The organism is Nonomuraea sp. ATR24 (assembly GCF_041950485.1).
Classification (GTDB): Bacteria; Actinomycetota; Actinomycetes; order Streptosporangiales; family Streptosporangiaceae; genus Nonomuraea; species Nonomuraea ceibae.
This window is the reverse complement of the sequence record NZ_JBGNUU010000019.1, coordinates 1-12,175: the sequence shown is the minus strand read 5'-3', so window position 1 is coordinate 12,175 and position 12,175 is coordinate 1. Positions and strand designations below refer to the sequence as shown.

The following is a 12,175-nucleotide window of genomic DNA, read 5'->3' as shown; positions in this document are numbered from 1 at the left end:
GCTATTTCCCAATCCCGTCCGCCAGTCCTTTGACGATGTAACGCTGACCGAAAAGGAACAAGAGCACCACCGGCACCGCCGCGATGACCATCCCGGCGAACACGACGGGGAACTCGGTCCCGTGCTTGCTCATCAGGCTGGTCAGCCCGACAGGCAGCGTCTGCACGCCGCTGCCGCTGGTGAACACCATCGCGAACAGGTACTCGTTCCAGGTGAACAGGATCTGCAGCAGCACGACCGAGGTGATGATCGGCTTGCACATCGGCAGGATGATCCGCCAGAACGCGGTCCACCTCCCGGCCCCGTCCATCTCCGCCGCCTCGTCCACCTCGCGCGGCAGGTCGATCATGTACGCGCGGATGAGGAACGTCGTGAACGGGATCCGGAACGCCGTGTAGAGAATCAGCAGCGCCCAGAAGCTGTTGTAGAGCCCCATCGACTGGAACATCTTGACCAGCGGCACCAGCGCCACGGTCGGGGCCAGCATCAGCCCGCCGAGGATCAGCCCGGTGAACACCTTGTTGAGCGGGATGTCCACCCGGGTCAGCCCGTAGGCAGCCCAAGCGCTGACGAACACGGTGGCGACCGTCGAGGTCACGGTCACCAGCACGCTCGTGGTGAGGTAGCCGCTCACCCCCCGGTTCCACGCCTTGGCGTAGTTGGCGAAGCTCCAGTCCACCGGCAGCGCGAACGGGTCGCCGAACAGCTCGGCGTTGGTCTTGAACCCGTTGAGCACCATCCACAGCAGGGGATAGACCACGACCACCACGAGCGCGAGCAGGAACGCCCACATGAAGACGCGCGCGAGCGCGCCCGCGAAGCTCAGCCGGCTCACCACTCCACCCTTCTCCTGCTGGTCACCCAGAGCTGCGCCAGCGCCACCGCGAGCGTGATCACGAACAGCACGGTCGCGATCGCCGCCGCGTAGCCGAAGTCGTTGCGCACGAAACCGCTGCGGTACAGCCACGTCCCCAGCACCTGGGTGGAGTTGTCCGGCCCGCCGCCGGTCATCACCATGACCTCGTTGAACACCTGGAACGCGCCCGAGATCGTGACCATGGTCATCAGCCCGGTCATCTCCCGCACCAGCGGCAGCGTCACGCTGAAGAAGCGGCGCACCGGCCCGGTCCCGTCGATGGCGGCGGCCCCGTAGATCTCCGACGGGATGCGCTGGATCGCCACCGCGAACAGCAGCGTCGAGTAGCCGAACCCCTGCCACTGGCTCATCGCGATGACGGCGAGCATGGCGGTGTCCTCCTGGCCGAGCCACGCCTGGGCCAGGTGGCCGAGCCCGGCCGCCTCCAGCGCGTGGTTGAGCACGCCGAGGTTGGGCTCGTACAGGAAGTAGAACAGCAGGCCCGCGACCGTCAGGGAGATCGCCGACGGGATGAAGTAGACCACCCGCAGGCCGCGCCGCCACCGCTCGGAGCGGACGCTCTCGATGAGCGCGGCCAGCACGAGCGCGCCGAACACCTGGACGGCGACGGAGATCGCCGCGTAGAGCAGGTTGTTGCCGAAGGAGGACCAGAAGACCGGGTCGCCGACGAGCTTGCGGTAGTTGTCCAGGCCGACGTATTCGCGGCTGCCGCTGTAGATGTCCCATTCCAGCGTGCTGAAGCCGAAGTTCTGCACCAGCGGCAGGTAGACGAACACGCCGACGAGGACGAGCGCGGGGACGACCCAGGTCAGGCGGATGATGGCGCGCACCGGCTCGCCTACCTGGCGGACGCCGAGGCCTGGCGCACGCTGTCGAGCACCTGCTCGGGAGTCTTGCCGCCGCTGATGAGCGCCTCGCCGCCCGACAGCCACGCGTCGGCGACCTCGGGCACGGTGACGGTGTCGAGCCAGATGGCCAGGCCGGACGCCTTGTTGACCAGGTCGATGCCCTCGTACACGGCCTTGCTGGAGGTCTCGGGGGTGACGGCTCCCACGACCGTGCTCGGCTGGCCGTACGGGGGCGCGGACAGGGTCTTGGCGTTGTCCGGGTTCGTCACGAACTTCATGAAGTCGACGGCCAGCGCGGCGCGCGGCGAGGCGGCGTTGATCAGGTAGCCCTCGGGCGCGCCCTCGATCACCTTCGGGTCGCCGGCCGCGCCCTGGGGGACCGGCAGCGGGAAGATGCCGAAGTCGTCCGGCTTGACGACCTTGCCGGAGGTGGCGTTGTCGAACTCCAGGATCTCCTGGTAGTACATGGCCGCCTTGCCGTTGGAGAACGCCTCCTGCGCCGAGCTGTACAGCACGCCGTTGGTGCCCTCGCGGGTGTCGGTGCACTGGTCGACCAGCGTCTTGAACTGCTTGAGGGAGGCCACGTAGCCGGGGTGGTCGAGCTTGGCCGTCGCCGGGGCGAAGTCGGCGCGCAGCGTGTCGGGCGGCACGTTGTAGGCGAAGAGCTGCTGGAGGTAGTGCAGCGCGGGCCAGCCGTCCTTGTTGCCGAACGTGATCGGCTCGTAGCCGGCCTTCCGCAGCGTGGCGCAGCTCCCGATCAGCTCCTCGAACGTCTTCGGCACCTCGATGCCGGCCTTGGCGAAGGCGTCCTTGTTGTAGCCCATGAACTTGCCGTTGTTGTAGAGCGGGATGCCGTAGAACTTGCCGTCGTAGGCGAAGGCCGACAGTGACGCCTGGCTGAACGTCCTGCCCCAGGGGGTGTCGGGGCCGATCACCTTGGTGAGGTCGGCTGCCCGGCCGCCGCGCACGTAGTTCTCCGCCCAGTTGCCGGTCCAGGTGAAGAAGACGTCCGGCAGCGCGTTCGAGGCGGTGAGGGTCTTGAGCTTGTCCTTGATGCTCTGGTCGGTCTCCTGGATGAGCTCGACCTTCACCTCGGGGTGCGCGCGCTGATACTCGGCGGCGAGCTTCTCGAAGTAGGGGCTGAGCGGCTCCCCGGCGAACTTGGTGAGGACGCTCAGGGTGCCGGAGAACTCGGGCGTGGCGGCGACGTCGGCTGCCGGGGGAGCCTGGGCCGGCTCTCCTGCGCAGCCTGCGAGGGTGAGCACCGAGGTCCCGACGAGTGCCGCGAGCGTCGTCAGAGCGCGAGAGCGCATGGGCTTCCTTTCTCTCGGAGCTGGTGCCGAGCGACATTACAGCGATTCTGATACCGGTACCAGACCTGATTTCAAGATCTTCTGTTTGCCGACGTGTTGACGGGTTCCGCAGAGATATGCCACCGTGACCACCGCGTGATACCGGTATCAGGTTGAAAGGACGCGCAACATGCTCAAGTTCGATGAGCCGGAATTCGTCAAGCAGGCCGCCAGCGCCGTGGCCCTGCGCCCCAAGATCGAGGAGCTTGTCGATCGGCTGGTGGACGAGGGGTTCGACAACCTGCTGCTGGTCGGCGCCGGCGGCACCTACGCCCAGATGTGGCCGTACGAGCACCTGGCCCGGCGCACCTCGACGCTGGACGTGCGCTCGGCCATCGCGGCCGAGCTCGTCGTGACCGGCGACGCCAGGCTCGGCGAGCGCACCGTGGCCGTCTTCACCTCGGTCACCGGCACCACCGACGACGTGGTGCGGGCCATCGAGTTCTGCCGTGCCAAGGGCGCCCGCACGATCGGCTTCACCGGCTACGCCGACTCCCCCGTCGCCCAGCAGGTCGACGAGGCGCTGATCAGCGAGCCGAAGACGTGGCCGTTCGACTTCCAGATGCTGCTGTTCATGGGCCGCCTGCTGGAGCGCCGGGGCGAGTTCGACGGCTACGCCAAGCTCGCCGGCGAGCTGGCCGACATCCCGCGCGTCCTCGTCGAGGTGGCCAGGCAGGCCGAACCCGTGGCCGCCGCCTTCGCCGAGGCGCACCGCGACACCGACTACCACTTCCTCATCGGCGGCGGGAACCTGTGGGGGTTCACGTACCTGTACTCGATGTGCATCCTGGAGGAGATGCAGTGGCTGCGCACCACCCGCGTGCACAGCGCCGAGTTCTTCCACGGCTCCCTGGAGCTGCTCGAAGCCGGCACCAGCGTGCTGATCTTCCAGGGCGAGGACGAGTCGCGCCCGCTCACCGACCGGGCCATCGCCTTCGCCCGCCGCGTGTCGCAGGACGTCACCGTCTTCGACACCCGCAACTACCCGCTCGACGGCATCAGCCCCGAGTTCCGCGGCCTGCTCGGGCCGCTCGTCCTCGACACCGTGCTGAGCCGCGTCAGCAAGCACCTGGAGCGGGTCCGTGACCATTCGCTCGACCTGCGCCGCTATTACCGGGTGATGGACTACTGATGAAGGTGCTCGGCTTCGGCGACAACATCGTCGACCGGTTCCTCGACCGCGGCATCGACTATCCGGGCGGCAACAGCGTGAACGTGGCGGTGTTCGCCCGCCGCCTCGGCGTCGAAGCCGCGTACCTGGGAGTGTTCGGCGACGACGAGCTCGGGCCGTTCCTGCGCGAGTCGATCGCCGCCCAGGGCGTCGCCGTCGACCGGTGCGTGGTGCGGCCCGGCGAGACCGGCGTGTCACACCTGCGGGTCGACGACGGCGACCGCGTCTTCCTGGGCTGGAACGGCGGGGGAGTCACCGTGCGCGAACCGCTCGTCCTCGACGCCGGGCTCGTCGCGTACGCCTCCTCCTTCGACCTGGTCCACTCCAGCGTCTACTCGCGCAGCGAGAGCGAGCTGCCCAAGCTGCGCACCCGGGTCAGCTACGACCTGTCCAGCGAGGACGAGTTCCGCACCTCCGCCTACCTGGACCGGGTCTGCCCGCACGCCGACCTGGTGCTGCTGTCCTGCTCCCACCTGGACGTGCCCGCCACCGAGGCGCTGCTGGGGGAGGTCGTCCGGCGCGGCGCCGGGATCGCGCTGGCCACCCGCGGCGTCGAGGGCGCGATCGCGCACGACGGCGAGGTGACCGTGTCGGCCGGGGCGCTGCCCGTGGCCGAGCCGGTCGACACGATGGGCTGCGGCGACGCGTTCCTGGCCGGGTTCGCGGTCTCGCTGCTGCGCGCCGGCTGGCAGCGGGCGGCGCTGGAGCGGGCGCTGCGCGACGGCGCGACGGCCGCCTACGAGCAGTGCCTGGTCGAGGGCGCGTTCGGCGGCGGGCGGCCGATCTTGTCTAGAATCGAGAAATGAGGGACGGCATCCATGCCTGCTGATCGGGGGCAGGCGGCGGGCCAGCCGACGATCTCCGAGGTGGCCGCCGAGGCCGGCGTCGGCCGCGCCACGGCGGCGCGCACGCTCGGCGGCTATGGATACGTCAGCCCCGAGCTGCGCGAGCGGGTGCTCGCCGCCGCCGAGAAGCTGGGCTACCGCGCCAACAAGCTCGCGCGCAGCATGTCGACCGGGGTCAGCCACACGCTCGGCGTGATCGTCGCCGACATCGGCAACCCGTTCTTCGCCGGCGTGGTGCGCGGCATCTGCGACACCTCGCGGGCCCGGGGCTTCGACACGATCGTGCTGAGCACGTACGAGAAGCTCGAAGAGGAGGTCGCGGCCGTCAACGTGCTGCTCGACAAGCGGGTCGACGGCGTCATCCTGTCGTCGGCGGCGGTCGGCAAGGACGAGGTCGCGCACATCAGGGCGGCGACGCAGCGGGTGCCGGTCGTGCTGGTCGACCGCGCGGTGGCCGCGCTCGACCTCGACACCGTCGTCATCGACAACCGCGACGCCGCCCGGGAGGCCGTCGAGACCATCATCGCGGCGGGGCACCGGCGGATCGGGTTCGTGTGGGGGCCGCCGATGGCCCGGCCGCCCGCCACTCGGCGCGAGCTGCTGGCCGAGGCCGCGCGCAACCTGTGGACCGACGGCGAGCGGCTGCGCGGCTATCTCGACGCGCTCGACGACGCGCGCATCCCGTTCGATCCGGAGCTGGTGATGGTCGGGCGCAAGACCGAGGAGCAGGCGACCGAGGAGGTCGGCCGGATGCTCGCGATGCCCGACCGGCCCACCGCGCTGTTCTGCACCGAGACCGACGCGGTGACCGGCGCGCTGCGGGCGCTGCGCGCGGCCGGGCTGGCCTATCCGCGTGACGTGGCGCTGGTCGGGTTCGACGACAGCGCGTGGGCGGCGGTGATGGAGCCGCCGCTGACGATGATCGAGCAGCCGGTGCACGAGCTGGGGGCCAAGGCCGCCCAGGTGCTGCTCGACGCGCTGGAGGGCGCCGAACCGGCCCGTGAGACCCATACGTTGCGCTCCCGGCTGATCGCCCGCGCGTCCGTGTAAGGGTTATAGTCTCCCTATAACAGTTACAGGGAGGCGTTTCTTGCTGATACCCATCGCCGACTACGCCCACGGCGCAGCGGTGGCCAACGACCTCGTGTCGACCTCGCCCACCGTTCGGGGCTCCGAGGGCCTGCCCACCGCGGAGGCGCTGGCCGAGTTCCTGGCCCGCCACGAGCTGCCGCTGTCCGGTGACGACCTGTTCGCGATCCACCTCTTCCGCCGGGAGGCGCGCGGCGTCCTGGAGACCGAGACCGAGGAGCACGCGGTCATGGGCGCCACCGTGCTGGCCCGCCGCGCCGGCCTCACCCCCGTGCTCGACCGCGACGACGCCGGCCGCTGGCAGTGGTACGTGCCCACCGCCCCCGACGCCTCGCTCGCCGACACGCTGGCCACGGTGGTCGGCGTCGCGCTGCTCGGCGTCGTACGGGCCCTGGGCCACGAGCGCTTCCGCGCCTGCCTCGCGCCGGGCTGCCGGGGCGTGTTCGCCGACGTCAGCCGGGCCGGGCGGCGCCGATACTGCACGCCCGAGCTGTGCGGCAACCGGCTCAACGTCGCCAACCACCGTGAGCGTCAGCGAGTCGGCTCATGACCCGGCTGGAAGGGGCGTTCCAACTGCCCGACGGCTCCTGGGTCCGGGGCCGCGGCCTGCGCAACCCGCTGCCGCCCGGCCCCGTGCCCGCCTACGGCCTCTACCTGGGCTCGGCCCGGATGCGCCGCGAGCACGACGCCGGCCTGACCTGGGCGCACGACTGGCTGGAATGGCCCGACTTCCTGCTGCCGCGCGACCGTGACGCGGCCGTCGAGCACATCCGCGCCCTGCACGGCCGGGCCCGCGCGGGCGAGGCCGTCGAGGTCGCCTGCGGAGGCGGCGTCGGCCGCACCGGCACCGTCCTGGCCTGCCTCGCGGTGCTGTCCGGCCTCACCCCGGCCGAGGCCGTGCACTGGACCCGCGAGCACCATCACCGGCGGGCGGTCGAGACGCCGTGGCAACGCCGCTGGATAGCCCGCTTCCCGCGCTGACGTTGACAATCAACGAGGTAAGCCTAACCTAATCTCCTGCCCCTTCTGCTGTAGGAGATCACGTGAGCAACCTCGTAGACCTGACCGCCTGGCCCCTCGTCAACGCCGGCCAGAACGGCAGGCTCACCGTCCAGGACGCCACCGAACTGGCCGACGCCCTGCGCACCACCCTCGACCGCGCCAAAGCCGAGAACCGGCAGTTCGCCATCGTGATGGACCAGCGCGAGCGCAGCGCCCCCGAGAAGGGCGCCACGGAGATCCTGCACGGCTTCTGGGCCCAGCACGCCGAGGAGATCGCCGCCTGGTGCGCGGGCATGGCCAGCATCGTCGCCACCCCCTCGCTGGCCGACCTCGTCCAGAACCCCGGCCCGGGCGGCCTGGCCGTCCTCGGCACCGTCGACCCCGACGCCGCGGCCGCCTGGGCCCGGGACCGGCTCGCCCTCGCCGAAGCCTGAGCCCCGTCCCGTGGGCAGCGTGGGCGGCATGGGCGGCATGGGCGGTATGTACGGCATGGACGCATTCCAAGATCGCCCTCTACACTGACGCTTGATCTGCAGCCACCGGCGTCCTCACCTCTCCCATGCAGGTCACGGAGGCTTCCCGCGCCTCCCACGCCACGTCCTCGCAGGAAGGTGCCCCGCGTGCCCAGCGATGTCTCCTCGGGGCTCAGCCCGTGCGCGCACACGCCGCAGTGTCCTCCCCCGGCCTGCCTGCCGGCGAGCCTGCGGGCCCAGCCCGTGTCGGCCGACCCCGAGGCCCGAGGCGGCAAGGGGGGCAACGACCCTCAGGGCGGCGTCGCGTACGCCGTCAGCAAGATCGTCGCGTACGCCGAGACGATGGACCTGTCGGCGGACGTGGTCAGCCGGCTCAAGTCGGCCACCCCCCGGTTCGAGGGCTGGAACCTGGCGCCGATCGCCGGCATCCCGGCCATCGGCCTGATGTTCGTCAACCGGATCAACACCATCGCCGACACCTGGGCCGACTGCGCGAAGCTGCTGGACAAGGTGCTGGAGGAAGACGGAAGCAAGCTGTTCAAGGTGGCCGAGAACTACGCGGCCGCCCACGCGCCGAGCGTGACGGCCGCCCAGCGCACCGCGGCCGCCATCGACGCGGCCGACGCCTGAAAGGTCCCCCATGCCGCAACCCTCCCCCGGGCCGAACTTCCCCAGCCGGATGCCCACGCCCAAGCCCGGCCAGCTTCACGTCTACGACGCCAACGGCAAGATCATGCGGACCGTCTCGTTCGGCCAGCGCACCGATCCCGGCTACTTCAAGAAGCTCATCACCCAGATACGCGCCCACAACCAGCCGATCCAGATGGGGCTGGCCGTCTCCGGCTTCGGCCTGGCCGGCGTCGCCCTCCTCTCGGCCTCCGTCGTGAACCTGGGCAACCCCTTCCTCTTCTACGACCGCCGCGAAACGTGGAAGGAGATGCACGACACCCTCAAGGGCAGCGCCTGGGACGTGTGGATCACGTTCTTCCACGAGGTCTCGCCGAACTGGAAGGGCCACGCGGTCGACACGCTCCAGCAGTATCTGCGGTTCAAGCTCATCGGCATGTTCGACCAGCTCGGCGCCGTGGCCAAGGACATGAGCGGCACCATGCACAACCAGTACAAGGAAGTGCTTGGGTACGACATGTCCGCCGCCGCGCTGTGGGCCATGTCCGCGCCGGTCTTCACGGCGCTCACCAAGATGAGCGCCCACCCGGTCGGCCGCGTCGCCCTGATGGCGCAGGCCGGCGTCTTCCTCACCGCCGCCGGCAACCTGCTCAAGCAGTTCGCGGACGTCTACAACAAGTACGAGAGCGACCTCAACGACCTCCAGCTCAAGATCAACGACCTGGAGGGGCTCTTCTACAAGATGGGCAACCCCGCGCTGGGAACCCGGGACCTGCACTTCGACCAGAGCGTCTCCGAGGTCGAGAACTGGCGGCCCGCCACCGCGGAGGGCGCCAAGTGACCGACGTGTCCGCCGACGGGGCCGGGGGGACCCACGTCTCCGGGCTGATCCGCCAGGTGGAGGGCCTGGTCGACGCGTTCGCCGGCGCCCTGCGCGAGCTGGAGCAGCGGCAGCTGACCGGCACCGACGACACGGGCCGGGTGACGGCCACGGTGACCGGCGCGGGGCGGCTCACCCGCGTGGCGATCGACCCCAGGGCGATGCGCGACCTCGACCACGCCGAGCTCGGCCAGGCCGTCCTCCAGGCCGTCAGCGCCGCCCGCGGCGCGATGACCGAGGGGCTCGACGAGCTGACGCGCGCCCTGCCCGGCCCGCCGCCGGACGGCCAGGACCCGCTCGCCCAGTACTTCGACGCCGTCCTCCGGGACGGCACCCCGTGAGCGCGGAGGAACTGCGCAACCAGGCCGAACAGCTCGCCGGAGCCACCTCCAGGATCGAGGAGATCGTCGCCGCGTGGAGCACCCGGACGTTCACCGGCTCGGCCGACAGCGGCGGCGTCGTCGCGACGGTCGACGCCGCGGGCGGGCTCCTCTCCGTCGACATCAGCGTGGTCAGCAAGCGCCGGCATGACGGCGTGACGCTCAGCGACGCGATCGTCGCGGCCGTGCGCGCGGCCGAGAACGCCGCCGCCGAGAGCCAGGACGCGATGACGCGCGAGCTGAACACCGCCACCGGCGAGCGCCTCGGCGCCCTCGTGGACGACGCCCGCCGCGCCTTCCACGACCGGGCCGGCCCCCGGCCGCCCGCATGAGGATCCGCCCCCGCACCCCCGCCGACCTCGATGCCTGCGTCGAGGCGCTCGCCCAGGTCCAGGCCGCCGACCGCTACCCCGTCGACTGGCCCGACGACCCCGGCGCCTGGCTCACCCCGACCGGCCTGACGTCCGCCTGGATCGCCGTCGACGCCGACGGCGCGGTGCACGGGCACGTCGGCCTGGGTGCGGACGCCGAGATCACCCGCCTGTTCGTCACCCCGGCGGCACGCGGCCAGGGCCTGGCCGCCCGGCTCCTCGACACCGTGCGCGCCGCCGTACGGACGCCGCTGAAGCTGGAGGTCTCGGCCGAAGGGCAGGCCGCGATCGCCTTCTACGAGCGCACCGGCTGGCGCCGCGTCGCCACCACCCGCGCCGACTGGCTCGACAGCACCGGCGAGCCCGCCGTCGTCCACCACTACGTCACCCCGTAGCTGTTTGCCGGGGTTTGGCCGCCGACGGGACCTGAGTCGACCGCCCACCGGGAAGATCCTTCCCGAAGCGGGGGGCGGCCCCCGCCCGAGCCGGGGACGGTCAGCCAATGGCGCAGGTGTACATCGTGGGCGGCGGCATCGCCGGGCTGGCCGCCGCCGCCTTCCTCGTCCGGGACGCCGGCGTGCCCGGCGACTCCATCCGCATCCTCGAACAGCTCCCCATCACCGGCGGCTCCATGGACGGCGCCAAGGCCCCTACCGCCGAAGGCGGCTACGTCACGCGCGGCGGCCGCATGTTCGAAGAAGAGCACTACGTCTGCCTGTGGAACCTGCTGGAAACCATCCCCACCCTCGACGACCCGGCCATCTCCGTCCGCCAGGAGATGAAGGCGTTCAACATCGAACACCCCACCAACGCCAAGGCCCGCATCATCCTGCGCGACCGCTCCATCCCCGACGCCTCCCGCCTCGGCCTCGACAACCGCGCCCGCCTGGACCTGACCCGCCTGCTCGCCCTGCCCGAACACGTCATCGGCGGCCGCCGCATCGACGACTTCTTCCAGCCGGAGTTCTTCGACAGCAACTTCTGGTGCATGTGGCGTACGACGTTCGCCTTCCAGAACTGGCACTCGGCGATCGAGCTCAAACGCTACTTCCTGGCCTTCGTCCAGGAATTCGACCGCATCCACACCCTCTCCGGCGTACGACGAAGCCGCTACAACCAGTACGACTCGATCATCCTGCCGATCCAACGCCGGCTGGAGACCCACGGCGTGACGACCGAGTTCGGCGTCACCGTCGACGACGCGCACTTCACCGACCCCGCCTGCCGCACCCTCGCCTCCCTCGACACCAGCGCCGGGCCGATCGACGTCGGCCCCGGCGACCGCGTGTTCCTCACCCTGGGCTCCATGACCGCCGACACCACGTACGGCGACCGCGACACCGTCCCCGAGCTGATCCGCGACAAACGCGACGGCTCCTGGCGGCTGTGGCAGTCGATCGCCCGCAAAGCCCCCGACTTCGGCCGCCCCGCCGTCTTCTGCGGCTCCATCCCCGAGACCAAATGGGAGTCCTTCACCCTCACCATGCACAGCCCCGCCCTGCTCGACCGCATCACCCAGTACACCGGCAACGTCCCCGGCGAAGGCGCCCTCATGACCTGGAAGGACTCCCGCTGGCTGCTGTCGATCGTCGTCCCGGCCCAGCCGCACTTCCGCCACCAGGACCCCGACACCTTCACCCTCTGGGGCTACGCGCTGTTCGGCGACGTGCCGGGCGACTACGTGGACAAGCCCATGGACGACTGCACCGGCGCCGAGATCCTCGACGAACTCCTCGGCCACCTCGGCTTCGACGACATCGCCGACCACGTCCGCGAAACCACGCAGATCACGACCGTGCAGATGCCCTACATCGACGCCCAGTTCCAGCGCCGCGCCCCCGGCGACCGCCCCCGCGTCATCCCCAAGGGCGCCACGAACTACGCCTTCCTCGGCCAGTTCGTCGAGATCCCCGAGGACGTCGTCTTCACCGTCGAATACTCGGTGCGCTCCGCCATGATCGCCGTCTACCGGCACTACGGCGTCGAGAAGAAGATCCCGCCGATGTACCACGGCATGAACGACCCCCGCATCGCCGCCTCCGCCCTCCGCACCGCCCTGGGCTGACCCGTGGCGCCGACCGGCTCCGGCAACGACAAAGGCCCGTCCGGATGATTCCGACGGGCCTTCTGGCTGGGTGGGGCTACCAGGACTTGAACCTGGGACCTCTTCCTTATCAGAGAAGTCAGCCAAACTCTCCTACCTGCGCGATCACTAAAGGCGCTGGTAGACGCCAATTCTGAAGAATTCTCACCTATTCTC

The 12,175-nt window shown here is 70.3% G+C and carries 15 protein-coding genes and 1 tRNA gene; 12 read left to right on the top strand and 4 right to left on the bottom strand.

Annotated features, from left to right (window positions below; genetic code table 11):
- Position 1: 1 nt before the first annotated feature.
- The 3 genes from ACBI99_RS34615 to ACBI99_RS34605 are packed head-to-tail and all read right to left on the bottom strand — an operon-like array spanning position 2 to position 3,038.
- Positions 2-835: a carbohydrate ABC transporter permease gene (locus ACBI99_RS34615; protein WP_308125720.1), complete on the bottom strand. Its 834-nt coding sequence runs from the start codon at positions 833-835 to the stop codon at positions 2-4.
- Entirely contained in the window at positions 832-1,707 is an 876-nt protein-coding gene (locus ACBI99_RS34610; RefSeq protein ID WP_357582883.1) for a sugar ABC transporter permease, read from the bottom strand. Before ACBI99_RS34610 ends, ACBI99_RS34615 begins: the two co-directional genes overlap by 4 nt.
- 8 nt (positions 1,708-1,715) lie before the next feature.
- Positions 1,716-3,038 (bottom strand): ABC transporter substrate-binding protein, encoded by a 1,323-nt coding sequence (locus tag ACBI99_RS34605; protein WP_219504324.1) that lies wholly within the window; start codon positions 3,036-3,038, stop codon positions 1,716-1,718.
- 169 nt (positions 3,039-3,207) lie between these two features.
- On the opposite strand from ACBI99_RS34605, the gene ACBI99_RS34600 reads away from it, so the two are divergent.
- The 12 genes from ACBI99_RS34600 to ACBI99_RS34545 all read left to right on the top strand — a co-directional run bounded on the left by ACBI99_RS34600 (position 3,208) and on the right by ACBI99_RS34545 (position 11,980).
- Positions 3,208-4,209 carry an SIS domain-containing protein gene (locus ACBI99_RS34600; protein ID WP_375074370.1) on the top strand — a complete coding sequence of 334 codons (1,002 nt, stop codon included), beginning with the start codon at positions 3,208-3,210 and terminating at the stop codon, positions 4,207-4,209.
- Positions 4,209-5,054 carry a PfkB family carbohydrate kinase gene (locus tag ACBI99_RS34595; RefSeq protein WP_375074369.1) on the top strand — a complete coding sequence of 282 codons (846 nt, stop codon included), beginning with the start codon at positions 4,209-4,211 and terminating at the stop codon, positions 5,052-5,054. Before ACBI99_RS34600 ends, ACBI99_RS34595 begins: the two co-directional genes overlap by 1 nt.
- Positions 5,055-5,066: 12 nt before the next feature.
- A complete protein-coding gene (locus ACBI99_RS34590) occupies positions 5,067-6,143 on the top strand; it encodes a LacI family DNA-binding transcriptional regulator (RefSeq protein ID WP_357582875.1) in 1,077 nt (358 codons plus the stop codon).
- Between the two features lie 40 nt (positions 6,144-6,183).
- Complete coding sequence (locus ACBI99_RS34585) at positions 6,184-6,732, top strand: CGNR zinc finger domain-containing protein (RefSeq protein ID WP_375074368.1); 549 nt, start codon at positions 6,184-6,186, stop codon at positions 6,730-6,732.
- Positions 6,729-7,163, top strand: coding sequence for a protein-tyrosine phosphatase family protein (locus ACBI99_RS34580; protein WP_375074367.1), 435 nt, complete (start codon positions 6,729-6,731; stop codon positions 7,161-7,163). Before ACBI99_RS34585 ends, ACBI99_RS34580 begins: the two co-directional genes overlap by 4 nt.
- A 62-nt stretch (positions 7,164-7,225) precedes the next feature.
- Positions 7,226-7,618, top strand: a complete 393-nt coding sequence (locus ACBI99_RS34575; protein WP_219504333.1) for a hypothetical protein — start codon at positions 7,226-7,228, stop codon at positions 7,616-7,618.
- A 186-nt stretch (positions 7,619-7,804) separates the two neighbouring features.
- Positions 7,805-8,287, top strand: a complete 483-nt coding sequence (locus ACBI99_RS34570; RefSeq protein ID WP_375074366.1) for a hypothetical protein — start codon at positions 7,805-7,807, stop codon at positions 8,285-8,287.
- Positions 8,288-8,297: 10 nt separating this feature from the next.
- A complete protein-coding gene (locus ACBI99_RS34565) occupies positions 8,298-9,125 on the top strand; it encodes a hypothetical protein (protein ID WP_375074365.1) in 828 nt (275 codons plus the stop codon).
- Entirely contained in the window at positions 9,122-9,505 is a 384-nt protein-coding gene (locus ACBI99_RS34560; protein ID WP_375074364.1) for a YbaB/EbfC family nucleoid-associated protein, read from the top strand. Before ACBI99_RS34565 ends, ACBI99_RS34560 begins: the two co-directional genes overlap by 4 nt.
- Entirely contained in the window at positions 9,502-9,876 is a 375-nt protein-coding gene (locus ACBI99_RS34555; RefSeq protein WP_375074363.1) for a YbaB/EbfC family nucleoid-associated protein, read from the top strand. Before ACBI99_RS34560 ends, ACBI99_RS34555 begins: the two co-directional genes overlap by 4 nt.
- Positions 9,873-10,310 (top strand): GNAT family N-acetyltransferase, encoded by a 438-nt coding sequence (locus ACBI99_RS34550; protein ID WP_375074362.1) that lies wholly within the window; start codon positions 9,873-9,875, stop codon positions 10,308-10,310. Before ACBI99_RS34555 ends, ACBI99_RS34550 begins: the two co-directional genes overlap by 4 nt.
- Positions 10,311-10,417: 107 nt before the next feature.
- Complete coding sequence (locus ACBI99_RS34545; protein ID WP_375074361.1) at positions 10,418-11,980, top strand: oleate hydratase; 1,563 nt, start codon at positions 10,418-10,420, stop codon at positions 11,978-11,980.
- A gap of 71 nt (positions 11,981-12,051) precedes the next feature.
- Here ACBI99_RS34545 and ACBI99_RS34540 read toward each other — a convergent pair.
- Positions 12,052-12,116, bottom strand: a tRNA-OTHER gene (locus ACBI99_RS34540).
- Between the last annotated feature and the right edge of the window lie 59 nt (positions 12,117-12,175).